Annotated in this window: 13 protein-coding genes and 3 pseudogenes; 12 read left to right on the top strand and 4 right to left on the bottom strand. The window is 53.6% G+C overall.

Annotated features, from left to right (window positions below):
* Positions 1-92: 92 nt before the first annotated feature.
* Complete coding sequence (locus AC07V8_RS18885) at positions 93-377, bottom strand: helix-turn-helix transcriptional regulator (protein WP_494680882.1); 285 nt, start codon at positions 375-377, stop codon at positions 93-95.
* 180 nt (positions 378-557) lie between these two features.
* Positions 558-821: a hypothetical protein gene (locus tag AC07V8_RS18880; RefSeq protein ID WP_494680868.1), complete on the bottom strand. Its 264-nt coding sequence runs from the start codon at positions 819-821 to the stop codon at positions 558-560.
* A gap of 200 nt (positions 822-1,021) precedes the next feature.
* On the opposite strand from AC07V8_RS18880, the gene AC07V8_RS18875 reads away from it, so the two are divergent.
* The 10 genes and pseudogenes from AC07V8_RS18875 (at position 1,022) to AC07V8_RS18830 (ending at position 14,161) form a co-directional block, all read left to right on the top strand.
* Entirely contained in the window at positions 1,022-1,651 is a 630-nt protein-coding gene (locus AC07V8_RS18875; RefSeq protein ID WP_494680867.1) for a hypothetical protein, read from the top strand.
* A 279-nt stretch (positions 1,652-1,930) separates the two neighbouring features.
* Positions 1,931-3,886, top strand: a complete 1,956-nt coding sequence (locus AC07V8_RS18870; RefSeq protein WP_494680866.1) for an aconitase family protein — start codon at positions 1,931-1,933, stop codon at positions 3,884-3,886.
* 4 nt (positions 3,887-3,890) lie between these two features.
* Positions 3,891-5,001 (top strand): annotated as a pseudogene (gene leuB, locus AC07V8_RS18865) (3-isopropylmalate dehydrogenase).
* A gap of 55 nt (positions 5,002-5,056) precedes the next feature.
* Positions 5,057-6,505 carry an MFS transporter gene (locus tag AC07V8_RS18860; RefSeq protein WP_494680865.1) on the top strand — a complete coding sequence of 483 codons (1,449 nt, stop codon included), beginning with the start codon at positions 5,057-5,059 and terminating at the stop codon, positions 6,503-6,505.
* A gap of 69 nt (positions 6,506-6,574) precedes the next feature.
* A complete protein-coding gene (locus AC07V8_RS18855; RefSeq protein WP_494680864.1) occupies positions 6,575-7,648 on the top strand; it encodes a hypothetical protein in 1,074 nt (357 codons plus the stop codon).
* A gap of 196 nt (positions 7,649-7,844) precedes the next feature.
* Complete coding sequence (locus AC07V8_RS18850; RefSeq protein ID WP_494680863.1) at positions 7,845-8,996, top strand: porin; 1,152 nt, start codon at positions 7,845-7,847, stop codon at positions 8,994-8,996.
* A gap of 388 nt (positions 8,997-9,384) precedes the next feature.
* Positions 9,385-10,287, top strand: a complete 903-nt coding sequence (locus tag AC07V8_RS18845; RefSeq protein WP_494680862.1) for a LysR substrate-binding domain-containing protein — start codon at positions 9,385-9,387, stop codon at positions 10,285-10,287.
* A 355-nt stretch (positions 10,288-10,642) separates the two neighbouring features.
* Entirely contained in the window at positions 10,643-11,605 is a 963-nt protein-coding gene (locus AC07V8_RS18840; RefSeq protein ID WP_494680881.1) for a hydroxymethylglutaryl-CoA lyase, read from the top strand.
* Positions 11,602-12,819, top strand: a complete 1,218-nt coding sequence (locus AC07V8_RS18835) for a CaiB/BaiF CoA transferase family protein (protein ID WP_494680861.1) — start codon at positions 11,602-11,604, stop codon at positions 12,817-12,819. The genes AC07V8_RS18840 and AC07V8_RS18835 overlap by 4 nt, the downstream gene beginning before the upstream one ends.
* 269 nt (positions 12,820-13,088) lie before the next feature.
* Positions 13,089-14,161, top strand: a pseudogene (locus AC07V8_RS18830) (transposase).
* 236 nt (positions 14,162-14,397) lie between these two features.
* Here the strand turns inward: AC07V8_RS18830 and AC07V8_RS18825 are convergent.
* Positions 14,398-14,868, bottom strand: a complete 471-nt coding sequence (locus AC07V8_RS18825) for an Lrp/AsnC family transcriptional regulator (protein ID WP_494680860.1) — start codon at positions 14,866-14,868, stop codon at positions 14,398-14,400.
* Positions 14,869-15,006: 138 nt separating this feature from the next.
* Here AC07V8_RS18825 and AC07V8_RS18820 point away from each other — a divergent pair, with 138 nt between their 5' ends.
* Both AC07V8_RS18820 and AC07V8_RS18815 read left to right on the top strand, forming a co-directional pair.
* Positions 15,007-18,486, top strand: coding sequence for an indolepyruvate ferredoxin oxidoreductase family protein (locus AC07V8_RS18820; RefSeq protein WP_494680859.1), 3,480 nt, complete (start codon positions 15,007-15,009; stop codon positions 18,484-18,486).
* A 45-nt stretch (positions 18,487-18,531) separates the two neighbouring features.
* Positions 18,532-18,987: pseudogene (locus AC07V8_RS18815) on the top strand (acyl-CoA dehydrogenase family protein); the annotation flags it as partial.
* A gap of 32 nt (positions 18,988-19,019) precedes the next feature.
* Here the strand turns inward: AC07V8_RS18815 and AC07V8_RS18810 are convergent.
* Positions 19,020-19,925: a LysR family transcriptional regulator gene (locus AC07V8_RS18810; RefSeq protein ID WP_494680858.1), complete on the bottom strand. Its 906-nt coding sequence runs from the start codon at positions 19,923-19,925 to the stop codon at positions 19,020-19,022.
* Positions 19,926-19,978 lie beyond the last annotated feature (53 nt).

Raw genomic sequence — 19,978 nt, 5'->3', positions numbered from 1 at the left:
GTAAATTGTTGTGAACCCTTGGAGGATGCCAATCTACAGGAAGACGATTTTTTATTCGAGCCGGACGAATCTTGCGTCACCATCTCTTACCGCTACATCAGGTTTGTTGCCACCGAGACCGGAGCACACCCGAATTGTCGGGTAAATGCTCTTGAAAATGCCGCCGCACTGCCAAAGCCGACGCGTCGAGCCACCAATTTGACGGACTCTCCTCTCATGAGCCATCGATGCCCGAGCGCCAATCTCCAGCCGGTTACATATGCGCCGGGCGTCTCACCAACAACGGCGCGAAATTGCGCGATAAAGTAGCTCCGCGACATCCCTGCAGCATCGGCCAGTTTATTGATGTCCCATGTTGCGGCTGGTGCATCGTGCATTGCGACGAGCGCATGATGCAGTCTTGGATGAGCCAGTCCCGCCAGAGGGCATGAACCTCCTGCATGGAGCCCGATCGTACGGCGTAAAATGATGAGCGTTATCACCTCAACGAGACGGTTGATACGCAGTTGGCTCAATTGCGGACAGGCCATGCGTCTTTGGGCACACAGGTTGAGGAGCTACAGGCCGCTCTTGCCGCCGCCACCGCGCAATGTAATTTTCTGGCGACCGAGTTGGACGATCAAAAATCTGCGCATGCTCAGGCTGTCGCTGCCGCCCGTGAACGCTACGACGGGTTGTCCAAGCAATTGATGCTCGAAACGGCTCAGCAACGCCAGACTACGCAACAAGATGTCAGTCGCATGAGCAATCAGCTCAAATTTTCCGAAAAACGAGAAGTGTCGCTGGTTGGTCGAATCGAGCTTCTCGAAGCCGATTTGCAAGAGACTCGGACCGCGCGCGACAAAGCGATCGGAGAGATTTCTGCGCTTCGGTACGTCAACACCACCTTACGCTCTCAACTTGACGATTTCATGCGGTCCGCATCGCAGCCACAAGTGGCCGGCGTCGCGAGTGCCACAAAAGCGCTAACAAGAGGTAAAAGACGTCCGTCCACGCGAGGCACTGGCTTGGCATCGAATACATGAGCGTCATATTCCCTCAATGGATTGACCATGGTGTCCAGCCGCACCAACTGGTCCCAATGGGTGCTGTAGCCGCTGGGTATTACTTGGCGCAATGTCTGGGCCATCCGGTCTATGAGCGGTGGACCTGGCAGCAATTACTTAAAGTCTATGCGGCGCTGCCGGACGCTCGCCGCGCTAAACCTAAGGTATGCCTGCTTCTGATTGAGCACACTGCAGTCATTGAGTTTTGGCAACGCGGACGAGTTCATGCGGTCGCGGAATCTGAGGCCCCCAATGCCGACATGATCGTCGGCGCATTACTTAAAAGTCGCAAACGACGTTTCAAACCCGTGGGTGTCGTTGACCTGACCAGTCGGGAGGACTCAGCAGATCAAGCCTTGACCGCCGATCGGGGTATTCCAATTCATTTAGTGCCCTGGCTGCAGCGCACCGGTCGCCTCTTCAATCCGCAAACCACCACCAATACTCTGGGAGTCAGCAGTGACCTGGACGCGTTGTCTGCATTCCTGCATGAGCGCGCTAGTCACTCGCGGCATACTTGGCGACGATCGAGAAGTTGGCTGCGCGAGAATAGTTATTCGTGTGCACTATGCAGCAGACGGAACTCTACCGGTGTCACCCATTAGCCGTCCAGTGTAAAGGGCACGAATTGAATACTCGCAATTTTCGGCGATACGTCGATTTAATCGGCCATCGCTGTGACGTCTGGTGGCCGAATTCGGGACGTAGCGATGGCGGCGCAAAGATAACAAAGCATGGAAGAAAATCGCCATTGCGGCACAAGCGGAACTGACCGCTCAGGGTTGATCAGATGATAAGACATCGTCATTTGCGATGCCCGGCTTGCTGATAGAGCACTTCTTGTAAATCCCCTCAGACCGTAAATTGAGTCTTGGGAGACTGACATGGCGCAACTTACACTCACAGGGCGAATTCTTTTTTTGAGCGTTGACCCGACCGTCATTGAGGCGCAACTCGTTGGACGCGATCTGATATTGTCGCAAGCAGGCAAGTTACGCGACGATATTTCTACCGATGAAATCACGCCGATGCCGGTGCTGGTACATTACGACGACGAGCTCGCAGCCTATCCGTACGTCGGGTTAACAGTCGGCGAGCGGTTGCCCATAGGGCGCAACGCGGTGCGTTCAGCGGGCTTTAGCGTCACCGTTGCAGGTAAGAACTATGGCAAGGGATCATCTCGAGAGCATAGCCCGGTTGCAGAGCGCGCTGCGGGCATTCAACTAGTCATCGCCGAAAGCTTTGCGCGCATTTATCGCCAGAACGCCGACAACGTCGGTTTGTTCACTTCGACCGATTTCTCCCTCATCGAACGCATCCAACTCGGCGAATCGATCGATATCGCAGAAATCGTCGGTTCTCGGGATGCGTTGGCGGCGGCGATCTTGCATTGTGGAGGGTTATTGCGCTATGGGGAACAACGTATGCGCTCGGTTACGGCTTTTGAACTGGTAGAGATAAGGGACAAACCCAAGACACTTTTCGACAAAATCCTGGCGCGCCATGCGATCCAGACTGATGATGTAGATGGACTGCTCCAGCCCGGCAGCGGTGCCTTAGTGCGCGCTGACTGGCGATTTATTGTCGAGTATTACACCGGGATGTGTGCTCATATGCTGCACTCGACCTTTGGCAAGCCGGTAAATTTGTGTCACCAGGAATCGATTGTCACTTTCGAAGATCATCTGTCCTACGCTGAGCGTAGTCCGATGCATGAGAAAAATGGCCTGCTGCCGGATTTGCGCGGGCTTTCAATCGTCCACCGTGATTTTGTGAAGGAGTACGGCCTGCGTGCGCATGGTCATTTGCAGGAGGATTGGGCGCACGGTTCCGAAGGCATTTCGCATCCGATCATAACAGAACGCTACGCCCTGCCAGGGCAGGTACTGGTTGGTACGGACTCTCATACCCCACACAGCGGGTCGCTCGGCTGCGTGGCGTTTGGTGTCGGCACTACCGATATGGCAAATGCGTTTGTTACCGGCGCCGTGCGTATCACGGTGCCACAGGTCATGCGTATTGAATTGACCGGCCCCGTTCCGGTTGGGGTGACCGCGAAAGATATTGTGTTGTATTTGCTGGCGCATCAAGATATTAAAGCCGGTACCGGGACAGGTCGGGTATTCGAATTTGGCGGCTCGGCAGTGACATATCTGAGCACGGACGAACGAGCAACCCTCACCAATATGACCGCCGAGCTCGGCGGATTCACAGGAATCGTCGCACCAGATGCAGAAACGGTGCGCTTTCTACAGGAACGACGAGGCGTGGTATTTACCATTGAACCCTGGATGTGCACCGACCCTGATGCCAGTTATGCCCATGTGATCGAGGTTAATTGTGCTGAGCTCTCACCAATGATCTCGGTTCCGGGTGACCCGGGTAATAGCATTCCTCTTCGCCAGTTGAAAGATCGGGTCAAGGTCGACATCGCTTACGGGGGATCGTGCACCGCTGGCAAACGAGAGGACTTCGATCATTACCATGAGGTATCGTCGTGGGCAGCAGAACGTCATCTACGTGTTGCTGAGGGAGTCAAACTTTACCTCCAGTTCGGCACGATCGCGGTACGTGATTACTGTATCGAGCAGGGCTATATGGCTACCTTCGAAGCGGTGGGTGCTGAAATTCTGCAGCCGTCATGCGGGGCTTGCGCTAATTGTGGGCCGGGATCATCAACTGAGTCCGATCAGATTACTGTCAGCGCAATCAATCGTAATTTTCCGGGACGATCCGGTCCCGGACAGGTGTGGCTGGCTAGCCCTCCTACCGTGGTTGCCAGTGCTATTGCCGGCGAACTTGTTTCGTTCGAAGAGCTTTGTCAGCGGCACGGAGCTTGACCTTATGAAGATCGCACTTTTCCCAGGAGATGGCATTGGCTCCGAGGTTATTGCTCAGGCAGTCAAGGTACTTGATGCTATGCGTTCCCCGGACTTCGTCTTTGACGTCAGTGAGGCGCCGGTCAGAGGAACCGCATTGCTGTTGAGCGGGCATCCGCTGCCTGAAGCCTCGCTACGGTTGGCGCGCGATTCCGATGCGGTTTTGTTCGGTGCCGTGGGCGATCCGAGTTTTGACTATCGTGAGCGTGCATTGCAGCCAGAGCAAGCTATCCTTGGTCTGAGATGCACACTGGGGGTTGTTTGCGTGTATACACCGCATTGCGATTGAGCCTGAGTTGGCAGAACTGTCGCCGCTAGGCGCTGAACGCACCGAAAGCACTAATCTATTGATTGTACGTGAATTGAATGGCGACGTTTGTGGCGGACAGCCGCGTGGCCAACGTTACGCGCCAGATGGTGATTTTGAAGGTGAGCGGGAGGGATTCGACACCATGCGGTGTACCGATGGTGAAGCACGTCGCATTGCGCATCTCGCATTCCAGTCCACTCGTTCACGTTCTAGACGTGTCTGTAGTGTCGACAAGGCGAACGTACTGGAAACTTCGCAGCTTTGGCGCACAGTGCTTAAGGATGTGGCGCTTGATTATCCAGATATCTAATTGACACACATGTACGCAGATAATGCGGTAGTGCAATTGATCGCGCGTCCCGCAGCGTTCGACGTGATCGTTTCCGGCAATCTCTTCGGTGACATTTTGTGCGACGCGGCGTCCGTCATTACCGGTTCGATCGGACTGCCAGCATCTGCTTTGTTGGGTGTCGGTTCGCGCGGCATGTATGAAGCTGGTCACGGCACAGCGTTTGATATCGCAGGCCGTGATGTGGCCAATCCAATCGGCTGTATTCGTGCCACGGCGTTAATGCTCCGTCATTCTGCGCAGCGGCCGGATCTAGCGATACGGATTGAAGCCGCTGTGCAGACCGTTTTGCGTCAAGGATTGCGGACAGCCGATTTGTACCGCGCCGGTACACATAAAGTAGGCACTCAAGAAATGGGAGAGGCAATCGCGCAAGCGGTTCGTGCTCCCCCCAAACAATTAGAAGCTGATTCATAGCTGCTTCACGGTTGATTTACGCTGTATCAAATTAAAAAATAAATGGAGACAAGACATGGCCTATACCCAAAATTTTTCTACAGCATTGCATGCGCCCGCAAATGCTGCCGATGCGCTACTACTGGAGCGAGCGCTCGACAGCGGTAGCATTTCAGCCAGACTAGATCGACTGCCAGCATCACGCACGCTATGGAAGCTTATCGTATTGCTGAGTCTGGGCTTCTTTTTTGAAGTCTACGATCTGCTCTTTACTGGCTACATTGCACCGGGTCTGGTCAAGAGCGGCATGCTCACGACGACGACGGTTGGCTTGTTTGGCACCTCCGGGATAGCAAGTTTTATTGCTTCGTTATTTTCCGGATTGTTTGTCGGGACCATTGCATGCGGCTTTCTGGCAGACCGTTTTGGACGCAGAGCGATCTTTACGTACGCATTGCTATGGTACGCGCTGGCAAACACCATCATGGTGTTTCAAACCACTGCGTTGGGTCTGAACGGCTGGCGCTTCATATCGGGTCTCGGGATCGGCGTCGAACTGATTACAATCGGCACTTATTTGTCCGAACTGGCGCCGAAACATTTGCGCGGCAGGGCATTTGCAATCTGCCAGACAACCGGTTTTGCCGCAGTTCCTGTGGTGGCCTTCCTGTCCTACTTGCTGGTGCCAAATGCACCATTCGGAATGGCTGGCTGGCGCTGGGTTGTAGTGTTTGGTGGCTTCGGCGCGATTCTGGTGTGGTGGATTCGTCGCAATGTGCCGGAGAGCCCACGCTGGCTAGCCAGCAAGGGCCGCTTGAAGGAAGCGGACGAAATTCTTAGTGCGCTGGAAGCCAAGGTTCAGATAGAACATGGAAAACCTTTGCCGGCACCAGGGCCATCGGAGCCGGTTGCTGTGGCCGGTCGCTATCGCGACATGTGGAAACCTCCTTACCGCAAGCGCTCAATCATGCTGATTATTTTTCATGTATTTCAGACCATAGGATTTTACGGTTTCGCCAACTGGGTACCGACACTGCTGGTCAAACAAGGTATTACCGTTACCTCCAGCTTGCTTTACACAACTCTGATTGGCTTGGCAGCACCGGTCGGGCCGTTGATTGGCTATTGGATCGCAGACCGTTTTGAGCGCAAGCATGTCATTATCGTTGCGGCTGGCGTGAATGTGGCGTGTGGCCTGATTTTCAGCCAAGTTAGCGCACCGGCCACGATCGTTGCGCTCGGCATCTCACTTACGCTGGCGGGGAATATCATCTCGTTTACTTATCACACCTATCAGCAGGAACTTTATCCGACTGGCATCAGGGCGCGTGCTGTTGGATTCGTCTATTCGTGGAGTCGTCTTTCAGCCGTATTCAGTTCTTTTATCATCGCCCACATTCTTGGTCGATTCGGGGTATCAGGGGTATTCATTTTTATCGCCAGCGCGATGGTCATCGTGATGGTGACCATCGGCATTATGGGCCCACGCACCCGCGGTGCCTCGCTCGAAAGTATTTCTCACTAACGGCTGTTTAATTCCGGCGTCGTGTGAAGGCGCTCGGGACAGTTGAGTAGCTATTTTACAGGATTCACAATGCCTTCAAATGCTTCTTCATTAGCGCTGCCGGCGGCTTTGTCGGGCATCACCTTGTCGGATAAATATGACTCGCCGAAGGGGAGAGTATACATGACTGGAACGCAAGTGTTGGTACGTATGCTAATGGCGCAGAAGCAGCGCGATGCGACTGCCGGGCTGAATACCGCCGGCTTTGTCTCCGGTTATCGTGGCTCACTGCTGGGAGTCGTTGATCAGGAACTGTGGAAAGCGCGAAAATGTCTAGATCAAAACGATATCAAGTTTCAGCCGGGCCTCAATGAGGAGTTGGCTGCCACTGCCGTCTGGGGTTCGCAGATGGTCAATCTCGATCTTAATGCCGCGGTGGGTGGCGTGTTCGCCTTATGGTACAGCAAAGGGCCCGGGGTAGATCGCAGCGGCGACGTATTTAAACACGGCAATATCGCCGGTACTTCACGGCACGGGGGTGTCCTTGTCATTGCCGGTGACGATCACGCATTTATCGCGGCGATGATGCCGGTGATGAATTCTTCTGGAGTCTGCGAATTTCTCGAATTCGGTCTGCACGGCTGGGCAATGTCGCGCTATTCGGGTTGTTGGGTGGGCTTCAAGGCGATCACCGATACGGTTGAGACGTCTTCGTCGTTCGATATCGACCCTGCGGCGGTCGATATCCGTATTCCAGATACCTACCCGATTCCGCCGGATGGCTTTTCCCTGCGCTGGCCGGATGCGCCGCTAGAACAGGAAAATCGGCTACAGCGAGAGCGGCTATATGGCTTGCTGGAATATGTGCGCCTAAATAAATTGAATCGGCAACTGTGGGACGTGCCGCATACGAAGCTGGGTATCGTAACGACCGGCAAGAGTTACCTTGATGTACGGGAAACGTTGGCACTGATGAACATCGATGAAGATGGTGCAAAAGCGATGGGTCTTCGGCCGCTAAAAATTGGTGTGTCGTGGCCGCTAGAGCCGGATTGCATCCGCACATTATCTGAAGGACTCGATGAAATATTAGTCGTTGAGAAAAAAACGCCAGATCATCGAATACCAAATAAAAGAGCAACTCTACAATGCGCCGGCCTCTGACCATGCACTGATAAAGGACTCTCCCGCCAGGCAAATTTTCAGGTTATGGCAGGTAGGCTATTGTCGTTTTTTTTGTGATGAATATGAGCTTTCAGCATTGAAGGGGACAAACAACTAAAGAAAATTACTTACCGGCTTCTGCTATCGCAATATGTACAGATCAATAAAAGATAATTTAATAAATAGGGGACATTACATGAAAAAAACACTCATTGCATTGGCCGTACTCGGCACCGTCGCAGGCGCAGTTCAAGCGCAAAGCTCTATCACTATCTACGGTATCGTGGATACCGGCGTTGCATATACAAACAAAACTCTTCTCCCCGGCACCAAAAGCGGTGCGACTGGCAGCAAAGTCAGTCTCAATTCCGGCATTGTCCAAGGCTCGCGTCTGGGTTTTAAGGGCGTTGAAGATCTAGGCGGCGATCTGAAGGCGCTATTCCAGCTGGAAACCGGCTTCAACAACGACACTGGCGCACTGCAAGGTGACAAAGGTTCGACAAATTTATTTCGTCGCAAAGCAGTAGTCGGCTTGGGTGGTAGCTTGGGTACGGTTCTCCTGGGGCGTCAAACTGACATTCTGGATGACATCGGCGGCCAATGGACCTCAGTTCTGGATTTCGGCACTTTTGTTGCTGCACCAGGACACGTTCTAGATCGCTTGGAAGGTACGCGTACCAATAACTCGATCCGTTACAATACGCCAAATTTGGCTGGCTTCACTGCTAGCGCGATCTATGGTTTCGGTGAAGCAGCTGGTTCAACTACCGGGGGGCAATCGTTCGGCTTCGGTAGCCAGTACGTCAATGGGCCGCTCGCCTTGTTCGCCGCTTACTATCAGTCGAAATTGGGCCATACATTAAACGGCACGATGAGCGATACGTCGTTGATCAATACCGCACCTGCTTTTGTTGGAAGCCCGGACGCTACAGCGCTGAAAACATTTAGCCTGGGCAGTAGTTACCAGATTGGTCCAGCACGCGTGTACGGTAACTGGTCGCGTACCAGACAGCCACTGGCAACTGTTACACCTAACAACGTCATTGGCGGCCTGAGCAACGACAAGGCTGACGTTTTCGAATTAGGCGTGAATTACGCCATTACTGCTCCATTGCAACTGGTGGCTAGCGTTCAACATACCAGCCTGGATTTCATTGGCGCTAGCAGGGGTACGTTGAACCAGTTCAACCTCGGTACCCATTACTTCCTGTCGAAGCGTACTGATGTATATGCATTCGTGTCTGAACTGCGTGCTACAAACACTACTAACCCAGGCATTTTGGGCGACACGACTGGCACCATAGGCAATCAAACTGCATTTGCGGTTGGCGTCCGTCACAAGTTCTAAAGTCGATTTATCCAGGTTTACTGTGGGTTCACCTACGGCAGGAGGGGGCTGATATCTCCCTCCTGCTTGCGGAAGAAAGGTCAATGCGCAACTTTTTCTGCGTTTCCCGTGACAGAGTTTCTTTACGCACAAAAGATCTACGTAGCCTTAACCAATATTGGTACCGAGTTGGAAGTTTGGTATTTAGGATGATAAAAATGCCATACCCGCGGGCCGTATCACATAGTACATACCGCGAGAAACCATCGAAGGGCCGTGATATGAAGGTCATTTGCGAGGGTTTTAAAAGCGTGTGCAGCAATTACGAAGGACCACGGCACCAGCATAGTAGAATATCGTTATATAGTTTGTGCTGGCTGATGCCAATTTCGAGATGACACAAAGAAACATGCACAATTTGCTTCGAAAAATCGATCTCACGTCACTGAGATTGTTCGTCGCCGTTTGCCAGGAGAAGAATATTGCACGCGCTGCAGAACGTGAGTTCATTGCGCCATCGGCGGTGAGCCGCCGTATCGCGGATATCGAAGCCGCGATAGGCCTGCCGGTTATCCAGCGGCAGGCGCGCGGCATTGCCGTAACGCCGGTCGGCGAAACGGTATTTCGGCATGCGCAGGCGGCTATAGGGAATATCGAAGCAATGAGCGCGGAGCTTTCTCAGTATTTTTCCGGAGTCAAGGGAAGCGTGCGCGTAGTTGTCAGCCAGTCTTCAATTGTCCAGTTCTTACCGGAAGACATTGCTGCTTTCCAGCGCCTCTTCCCGGAAGTCAATATCGATCTCGAAGAGCAGAATAGTATCCAGATTTTGCGCACAATTGATGAGCGCGCCGCAGACTTGGGTATCTGTAATACAGTCCCCGGCTTTGAGGAATTCCAATACTTGCCATACCGTACTGACCACCTGGTTCTGGTGGTTCCCAAAGGTCATCATCTGGCCGGTGCGAACCAGATTTCCTTGGCAGATATACTGCAGGATGATTTTGTAGGGTGTCGCGACGAGACTGCGCTGGCAACCCTACTGGCGAGAGAGGCGGCTAAACTCGATGGCAAGCTGAAAGTGAAAATCCGTGTCTTGGGTTTAGATGCGCTGTGTCGAATGGTGCATGTTGGACTAGGTGTTGCCATCGTTCCGCAACAGGTGGCAGAGTTGTATCTCAACGTCCTTGATATCGATCTCGTACCTTTGACTGACCCCTGGGCAACTCGCCAGGTCGTGGTGATTTACAAATCGAAAGAACAACTGACCGCCACTGCGGCTTCATTAGTCAATTTCCTGACGAACAAGTCCTGAGCAGTCCCGCATACCGGTTCCGTCGCGCGTGGTCGCTCGCGTCCTTTCGACGCGAGAAAATTGGACTATCGATTGGTCGTGTCCGGCTCCGATAACGTGCGGGTATATTGGCGCAGCGTGTGGCCAGTTGCGAAATGCATCATGCTCGTGGCACTGCCGCCAAGGGTGGATGCTGATCGCTGTCTGACCGGCCACGCACATTGATCGAGTGCATGTAGCCATCCTGTTTTGCGATGGCACCCTTTCCCAAACGCTGCTTTAATTTCATTCACGAAGCATTATCATTGGTCCTTCTGGTGGTGCTGAAATGTGGCGCCGGATTACGATCAATTACTTCAACGATGAACACAACCTCATGCTTAAGAAAAACAGGAAAGTCGTAGTGCAAGACGTCGGATTGCGCGATGGCTTGCAGAGTGTATCTTCTATCATGTCTACCGAAGACAAAAAGCGTTGGATTGACGCTGTCTACGCGGCAGGCGTGCGCTATATGGAAGTCGCTTCGTTCGTGCCGGCGAAATTGCTGCCGCAGTTGGCCGATGCGGAACAGGTGATCGCACATGCGCTGACCTATCCGGACCTAATCGTGACTGCCCTCGTACCCAATCTGAAAGGCGCAGAGAAGGCGATTATCGCCGGTGTTCACCGCATCATCGCGCCGATATCGGTAAGTGAACGCCACAGTCTGGCAAATGTGCGGAAAACGCCTTTCCAGATGGTCGACGAATTCCGCCGTATTCGCGAATTGCGCGATGCGACAGGCAAGCGCGGTGCAATCAAGCTCATCGCTGGCATATCCACAGTGTTCGGCTGCACGATTCAGGGAAAAGTGCCACTGAAGGACGTTAGCGAAATCATTCTGCGTGTGCTGGATGCGGACTGTGATCTGATCGCGCTCGCGGACACGACTGGTCATGCGACACCAGGCCAGGTTGATCAATTGCTTGGAGCTTTACTTCCATTGTCACCGGAAAAGCTGACTATTTTGCATTTTCACGACACGCGTGGTATGGCGCTAGCTAATACCCTGATCGCGTTGCGCCACGGGATCAATGAATTCGATGCAACTTTGGCCGGACTTGGCGGATGTCCGCATGCGCCCGATGCGTCAGGCAACGTCGCGCTCGAAGATCTGGCTTTTATGCTGGAAAGCATGGGTTATCAGACTGGAATCGATGTCGGTCAGCTGTTGGTGGCGCGTACCCTCTTGCATGAAGCGCTACCCAACGAATCGTTGAACGGCGCATTGGCATGCGCCGGTTTGCCATTAGGCTACGAAAACAAAAAGGTCGATCTGACCACTGGAGAGGCAGTATGAGCGCGTCAGCACTTAAGAAAACAGAATTACCGTTGGAGGGTATTCGTGTCGTTGAAATATCTCACATGGTGATGGGACCCACCTGCGGCATGATTTTGGGCGATCTCGGCGCCGAGGTCATCAAGGTGGAACCATCGCATGGTGACGGCACGCGTAGGCTGTTGGGGGCAGGTGCAGGTTTCTTTCGCACCTTCAATCGAAACAAAAAAAGTGTATCGCTCGACATAAATAGTATTGAGGGCCGTGAAGCGCTGCGGCGCCTGGTGGATAGTGCCGACGTGTTCATCGAAAATTTTAAGCCCGGCCGCATGAAAGATCTGGGACTCGATTACGAAACGGTACACGCTCATAACCCGAAGCTGATTTATGTATCGCACAAGGGTTTCTTGAAAGGGCCTTATGAAAATCGTCTGGCGCTGGACGAAGTGGTGCAGATGATGGCGGGCCTAGCCTACATGACCGGTCCGGTCGGCACGCCACTACGCGCGGGCAGCTCCGTGAACGACATTATGGGAGGTATGTTTGGTGCCATCGGCGTATTAGCTGCTCTGTACCAACGTCGCACGACCGATTTGGGCGCCGAGATTCAAAGTGCGCTGTTTGAAAACTGCGTTTTGCTTTCGGCCCAGCACATGCAGCAATTCGCAGTAACCAGAGTGCCGGCAGCACCGATGCCGGCGCGGATCAATCCCTGGTCTGTATACGATGTGTTCGAACTGGCTGGAAAAGAGCAGATGTTCATCGCCGCGACGGGTGACGGTCAATGGCGCGCGCTGTGTACAATTTTGAAGCGCGATGACCTGCTGGCCAATCCGGCATTAAAGACCAACAATCAACGCGTACTGGTACGGCCATGGTTACTCCAAACCCTCCGCGAAACGCTGGCAAATCTGGACAGCGTACGGCTTGCTGTTGCATTTGAGGAGAACGCCATTCCATTTGCCCCGATCACTCGGCCGGAGGAACTGTTTGAAGATCCTCATCTGCTCGCCAGTGGCGGATTGGCAACGTTGACGCTGGAAGATGGTTCGCAAACCGCCATGCCGCTGTTGCCGATCTCCATAGACGGTAAGCGCTTTCAACCAAGACTGCCGATCCCTTCTATCGGGGAGAATACGGTAGAAGTGATGCGCGAGCTTGGTTACAGCGACGAGCAAATTACGTTGCTGTCGCGGCAAAATGAAGTTGCGCAGGTAAGCCGTCAAGATCGCTGAGACGAAGCGGTCCACATGGATGTAAGCTATCAAGCAACAAGGCTGTGTCGTATTAACTGGTATCCAGTAAATTCTGGGCGTGCGATTTCGCCTGCCCTTGAAACTGTAGAGCGGAACAATCGACGTTGGTGTACTTCGAAATCGAGAAGTGCACCAACGCTCCACAAGGTGCGATAACGTAATCCGCGCCGCAGCGGTTATACAAACGAGCGTTCAAAAGCAGTGCCTAGACTTTCGACTAAAGCGCTGACCTTTGATTCTGAAACGTTATGTGGAGAACTGATCAAACGTTGAGGTTCCGAGATGAAGCGTTTTTCCAAGGGGAAGATCGCACACAAGGCATATTGCTACCGGAGCACCTGGACTATTACGTAACAGGGAACAATCCGATCCGCGTGATTGATGTCTTCGTCGATGAGCTCGATCTCGACAAGCTGGGATTTGAAGGCGTCAATCCTGCGATAACGGGTAGACCCGCCTATGACCCCGCAGTGCTCCTGAAGATTTACATTTACGGATACCTAAATCGTATTCAATCCAGCTGGAATCTGGAACGAGAGGCGGAACGGAATGTGGAGCTCATGTGACTGACCGGGCGCTTGATACCCGACTTCAAGACCATCGCCAGATTTCGCAAAGACATCGTCGGCTACAACGTCTAAACAGCGGTGGATGCCAAGCACCATATGATTGTTGCGCACGAAGTAACTAATGTTGGCGTAGACCGTGGCCAGCTGTCCTCCATGGCCAAACAGGAACGCGCTGCGATGGCTGCTCAGGAATTGACGTTGATTGCAGACCGAGGCTATTTCAAAAGCGAAGAAATCCTTGCGTGCCATGAGGCCGGCATTAACGTGTTGGTACCCAAGACGGTGATCTTCGGTGCCACGGCCGACGGACGATTCGGCATGGCCGATTTTATTTACAGTCCGGAGAAGGATGAGTATCGCTGCTCGGCAGGTCACCGAGTGATTTGGCGTTTTACCAGCCCCGAGGAGGGGTTGAACATCCAACCTTACTGGAGTTCGCACTGCCACAGTTGCGCCATCAAGGCGCAATGCATACCAAGTAAACAGCGGCGCGTCTCGCGCTGGGAGCACGAAGCTATCCTCGATTAAATGCAAAGCCGACTAGATAAACCCCCTGATGCGATGCGCATTCGCCGTCAGACAGTCGAGCATCCGTAAGAGACGCTCTAGGCGTGGATGGGGCGCCCCACGTCCTGACAAAGACGCTGGATCGGGTTAGTATCGAGAGGAGTCTGCATGTACTGGCGTACAACTTGAAGCGCTTGATGAAAATAGTGGGGATCGGCCTAATGATGCAGGTGGTGAAAGCTTGAGGGGTCTTTTTTTCGGCACAAATCAGCGCAATTTCGGCCGGATAGCAGCCTTTACTTTACGCGATCCCATTTCAAAAAACCTCTTACCAACTTGGTCCCGACTATCGTTCAACACAATCGCTGTCATCGCCTTGATCAACGTGGTAGAACGAGTTAATCATCGCCAAGACGAAGTTTTTTGTTTTTACACAGTCTGGGCCGAGTTGGTGCAAAGCCTGACAAAACCCATTACCAAGCTACAGCGAAGGAGCAGAACGAACAAAGACCGTTTTAAGTGCAAAACTTGATTTGATGTGCGCGACACCCGGAATGCGCGTTAGCGTTCGAGTAAGAAATTGATTATAGGAATCAAGGTCTTTTACGACCACGCGAAGGCTGTAGTCCGCATCTCCGGTCATGAGGAAGCAGTTCATTACTTCAGGCACCAGCGCAATCTGTTTCTCGAAATTGGCAATGGTTTCTTCCGACTGCGTGGCTAACGTGACGGCCACAAAAACAGTCATACGCCCAGACAGGCGCGCTTCGTCCAGCCGTGCCACGTAGCCCTGGATAAAACCACTCTCTTCCAGGCGCCGCACGCGTCGAAGCGTCGGCGTCAGCGACAGCCCCACGCGGTCGCCCAGCTTATTCCAAGTCAGGCGGCCATCCTGGGCAAGTTCTTTCAGAATTTTGAGATCAATTCTGTCAAGTTCATCAACTGTAGTCATATATACCTACTATTTAAATAAAATGTAGATTGATTGTACTAAAAAGTTCGGCATACATGGCTAAGTTCAGTTCCAAATGCTAGCGATGGAAGCGTAAGATTTCTTACCTTTTCCAGCATCAGAACCAGGAGCTGCAGTATGCCTACTATCAACAAAACCTTTAGTTCCGGGAATATCTATGCCCATGCAGCGGGTAGAATTTTCCTCACGGGAATCCAGGCGCTGGTGCTGTTGCCGATGCTGCAACGCCAGCTCGATCGCGCACGCGGAATTAATACCGCGGGCCTCGTATCGGGCTATCGGGGCTCGCCGCTTGGTGCCTACGACCAGCAACTATGGAAAGCATCGAAAGAACTGGCAGCGCACGAAATTGTTTTTCAGCCCGGCTTGAATGAAGACCTGGCCGCTACCGCATTATGGGGGGCGCAGATGCATAGCGCCTATGGCAGTACCACTGCAGATGGTGTATTCGGAATCTGGTACGGCAAAGGTCCGGGCGTCGATCGAACCGGAGATGTATTCCGAAGTGCGAATATGCTTGGCACCTCCCCGCTTGGCGGCGTGCTTGCCGTGTCGGGCGATGACCACGCTGCGCAGTCTTCAATGTATCCGCACCAGACGGACGGCATTTTCCAGTCTGCCTCCATCCCGGTTCTACAACCTGCGAGCGTGCAAGAAGTCATTCAACTCGGTCTGGCCGGCTTCGCGATGTCGCGTTATTCCGGGCTCTGGGTTGGCCTGAAGACGATTGCCGAAGTGATCGAGACCGCCGCCTCATTCGACGTAGGCCAGCCACCTTCCTTCGTTATTCCTTCTGATTTTCCGGTACCGGCGCACGGGCTGAACTGGGACCCAGGCATTTCCTGGCCGGGTCAGCGAGCAGAACTGGAGCGTCGGCTGATTGATGAACGTATTCCGGCTGCACGCGCCTGGGCGCGTGCCAATAGCCTGGATCGGATCATCGTTGCGGCCCCCCGTCGCCGGCTGGGAATAGTCACCGTCGGCAAGGCGCACCAGGATTTGATGCAAGCCATCGACGATCTGGAGCTTAGCAAGGTTGCATTGCAGGACATGGGTATCTCAGTGTATAAAGTGGCGATGAGCTGGCCGCTTGAGACGAGCGGCATGCTCGCATTCGCCGATGGTCATGAAGAACTCTTTGTCGTCGAAGAGAAGCGCGCAACGGTCGAGACGCAGATCAAGGAAGCGCTCTACCATCGTTTCGCAGAACAGCGGCCGCGGGTAAGCGGAAAGACGGACCCAATGGGCGCGCCGCTGTTGCCGGAGGTATCCGAATTTACGCCACTGCTGGTCGCGCGCAAACTGGTTTCACGGTTGGCTGATGCGCTGCCGATGCTGCGCGATAGACTGGCCGCGCTTGAGGCGCGGCAGAAGCCTGTTCGCGCAGCGCTAATTCCGATTCGCACCCCCTATTTCTGTTCGGGCTGTCCGCACAATACCTCGACCAAAACACCGGACGGCTCAGTTGCCGGTGGCGGCATCGGCTGCCATGTCATGGCATTGGCCCAGCCGGAACTGAAAACCAAAACATTTAGCCAGATGGGTGGCGAAGGCGCGCAATGGATCGGTGCTGCGCAGTTCTCCGCCGTCCAACATGTTTTCCAGAACCTTGGCGACGGCACATATCAGCATTCGGGTCTGCTCGCGATTCGCGCCGCGGTCGCGGCCAAGACGAACGTGACCTATAAAATTCTGTATAACGATGCGGTCGCCATGACTGGGGGCCAGGCAGCGGAAGGTCTTATCGATCCAGCCCGCATCACCCGGCAACTGCACGCGGAGGGCGTAGTTCATATCGCGCTCGTCTCGGAGGATCCAGGCCGTTGGCGCGGAAATAAAGAACTTGCAGCAGGGACTGCCGTTCACCATCGCGACGAGCTGGACAAAGTGCAACGCGCGTTGCGTGAGGTGTCCGGTGTCACTGCGATTGTCTATGAGCAAACGTGTGCGGCGGAGAAGCGCCGCAAGCGCAAGCGTAAAGAGCTTCCGGATCCGGACAAACGCCTGTTCATCAACGACCGCGTTTGCGAAGGTTGCGGGGATTGTTCGGTCCAGTCGAACTGCATCGCTATCGAACCGCTGGAGACCGCCTTCGGCCGTAAACGCAAAATTAACCAAAGTTCTTGCAACAAGGATTTCTCTTGCATCAAGGGTTTCTGCCCCAGCTTCATAGAGGTAGAGGGAGCCTGGCTCAGGAAGCCAAATGATGCACGTCTTAAAACGCTCGAAACGGAAGCGGCAGCGACTCTGCCGGTACCGACGATACCAAAAATCGCTGGTACTTTTAACGTCCTCGTCACAGGTATTGGCGGAACAGGCGTACTAACCATGGGAGCGCTGATAGGCGGGGCCGCGCATTTGGAGGGAAAAGGCTCGACCGTTCTCGACTTCACCGGCCTGGCACAAAAAAACGGCGCCGTTGTGAGCCAGATTCGGATTGCATCAGCACCTGATGATATTTATGCGGTGCGCATCGGACCTGGATCGGTCGACCTGCTGCTGGGCGCTGATCTTGTCGTGGCGTCGGCTACCGATTCGCTTATTCGAATTTCTTCAAAACGCTCAGCGGCAATATTAAATCTGGATGAGACGCCAACTGCAGAAGTCATTGCGCAGCGTGACGCAGCCCTGCCGACCAAGCTCATGCTTGACCGGGTAAGTCAACGTTGTGTAGACAAAAATTGCCATTCTCTAAACGCCGGCACGCTGGCACAACGGGTCTTTGGCGACACCGTCACTGTGCATACTTTGTTGTTGGGCTATGCCTGGCAAAAAGGGTTGGTGCCGTTGTCGTTTGAGGCTATCGACCGCACCATTGAGCTCAACGGGGCTGCCGTCGCCCTGAATAAGCGCGCCTTCACATGGGGGCGGATCGCGGCAGCCAGTCCGCAGACATTGCAAAAACTTGATGACAATGCACGGCCCGCCGCCGCATTATCCGAGACCCTGGACGAGTTGATTGAGCACCGCTTCCAAGACTTGATCGCGTACCAAAACATCGCATATGCCGAACGCTACCGCGCGCTCATAACCCGTGTGCGTAACGCTGAGAACGTGCTTGTGTCGACTGGTGAAGAGTTGACACGCGCCGTTGCCATCAGCGCTTATCGATTAATGGCCTACAAGGACGAGTACGAGGTGGCGCGTCTTTTCGCTAGTTCGGAATTCAAGGCGTCCCTGTCCGCTCAGTTCGCCGGCTCAAAGAAAATATCACTCTGGTTGTCTCCGCCGCTCATTTCTCGCATTGACCCGGCGACGGGGCGGCCGCAGAAGCGAAAATTCGGCCCCTGGATATTGCCGCTTTTCAATGTACTGGCACGGCTGCGAGGCTTGCGCGGTACAGCGATGGACGTATTCGGTTACAGCGCCGAGCGCCGGCATGAGCGAGGTCTCATCGGCGACTACTTCGGCCAAATCGAGCGGCTATGCACTACGCTCACCACAAATAACATTGTCTACGCGGTCGAACTGGCTGCATTGCCCCAGGAAATTCGGGGCTACGGTCCGGTCAAGGCCGAAGCAATCAGGAATTACGAGCGTCGCAGAGCCGAACTGCTCGCCGCCGCATCCAGGAAAATTGTGCTGCAGGCGGCATGATAAGCTGGCTGAAATTCATCGCATTACGACATCTTGGGATAACAAATGATACTGACGCAAGAACAGGAAATGATTCGTGACGCCGTACGCCAATACACTGGCGAGCGTATCGCGCCAAACGCAGCGCAGTGGGCACGCCACCACACTTTTCCTCGTCAGGTATTGAAAGAATTGGGTGCACTGGGCGTAATGAGCATGACGGTCGCCGAAGAATTGGGCGGCGCCGGACTTGACTACCTGTCGCTGGTGCTGGCGTTTGAAGAAATTGCCGCCGGCGACGGCGCCACTTCAACCACTGTTTCGGTACAGCACTCACTGGCGTGCGGCATTCCCGACAAATTCGGTTTGCATGAACAGAAGAAAAAGTATTTGAAGCCGCTGGCAACGGGAGAAATGCTTGGCTGCTTCTGTCTCACTGAACCGCATGTGGGTTTGGATGCATCTGCAATCCGGACCACGGCGGTGCGCGATGGCGGCCACTGGATTTTGAATTGGGTCAAACTGAGGTGCCCCGGTTTTGGTGGACAAGTTAATTAAGCACTTTTGAACTGTGCCTCGACATCGGTAGGGGTGCGGTAGCTCAATGGTTGATGTGGTTGCAGGCGATTGTAATACACCTCGATGTAATCGGAAATTGCGGCCTTGGCTTCGTCAGGGTAATCGCATGAAGCAACAGTCTGGTCGATGCCGGTAGAGGGAAAGAAGTGCTTGTAAACTTCGCAAGAAAAGCGTTTACTGTCGATATTTGGACGACGAGATGGCAAACGCACCAATATCATTGCTGGGAAATAAATGAAATTCGAAATGAAGAAGAAGGAAAACGACGCATTTATGACTGACCAGCGCAGCCAAGAGCAGGTCTTGCGCGCATAGAATATCGCTTCCAAAAGTTTGCTAACTTCATCCGAATTGTTGGATCGCTTGGGCATCACAAGCGAAGAGCTGATGGCGGCCATCAGGGAACAACGCCTGTTCGCACTCGCCGGACCGTCCGAAGAAGAATATCGACACTGAGATGTTCTTCCAACACTATCTTGACTTTCGGATTCTGAAATTTGAAACTGCGCAAATCCTCGGGCAGAAATATTGGCAAACATGCGGATATGTCCTTGCACATCCTCGGCATAGGTGGACACATCATTTTTCATACACACTAGATTGTTTAACACCGAGCGCGCATGGAACAATAAGGCTTCGCCCGCAGCGGTAGGCGAAACACCTTGATGAAGCCGATTTAACAGGAGTACGTCCATCATCGCCTCCAGGTTGGAGAGGCGCTTGCTGACAGCCGATGGCACGATAGACTCGCGCTCGGCCGCCTTGGCAATGCTGCCCTCTTCGCACACACTCACGAAAAAACGCAGGGATGTAAAACTGACTTGCCTCATGCGCATCACCCGTTCGTCATTTTGATTGCTTCTGCTGGAGCACAGCAGCACCTGTCATCTCGTTGAAAAGAAAAGGCTTCTAAAAGCAACTGTCATTGTTCCTT

Source organism: Collimonas sp. GW821-FHT02H07, from assembly GCF_059421505.1.
This window is presented reverse-complemented; position numbering and strand designations above follow the sequence as displayed.

Bases quoted from the DNA above. Each gene is read 5' to 3' on its own strand.
- AC07V8_RS18885 (WP_494680882.1), bottom strand. From the start codon at position 377: ATGCACGATGCACCAGCCGCAACATGGGACATCAATAAACTGGCCGAT.
- AC07V8_RS18875 (WP_494680867.1), top strand. From the start codon at position 1,022: ATGAGCGTCATATTCCCTCAATGGATTGACCATGGTGTCCAGCCGCAC.
- AC07V8_RS18870 (WP_494680866.1), top strand. From the start codon at position 1,931: ATGGCGCAACTTACACTCACAGGGCGAATTCTTTTTTTGAGCGTTGAC.
- AC07V8_RS18860 (WP_494680865.1), top strand. From the start codon at position 5,057: ATGGCCTATACCCAAAATTTTTCTACAGCATTGCATGCGCCCGCAAAT.
- AC07V8_RS18855 (WP_494680864.1), top strand. From the start codon at position 6,575: ATGCCTTCAAATGCTTCTTCATTAGCGCTGCCGGCGGCTTTGTCGGGC.
- AC07V8_RS18850 (WP_494680863.1), top strand. From the start codon at position 7,845: ATGAAAAAAACACTCATTGCATTGGCCGTACTCGGCACCGTCGCAGGC.
- AC07V8_RS18845 (WP_494680862.1), top strand. From the start codon at position 9,385: ATGCACAATTTGCTTCGAAAAATCGATCTCACGTCACTGAGATTGTTC.
- AC07V8_RS18840 (WP_494680881.1), top strand. From the start codon at position 10,643: ATGCTTAAGAAAAACAGGAAAGTCGTAGTGCAAGACGTCGGATTGCGC.
- AC07V8_RS18835 (WP_494680861.1), top strand. From the start codon at position 11,602: ATGAGCGCGTCAGCACTTAAGAAAACAGAATTACCGTTGGAGGGTATT.
- AC07V8_RS18825 (WP_494680860.1), bottom strand. From the start codon at position 14,868: ATGACTACAGTTGATGAACTTGACAGAATTGATCTCAAAATTCTGAAA.
- AC07V8_RS18820 (WP_494680859.1), top strand. From the start codon at position 15,007: ATGCCTACTATCAACAAAACCTTTAGTTCCGGGAATATCTATGCCCAT.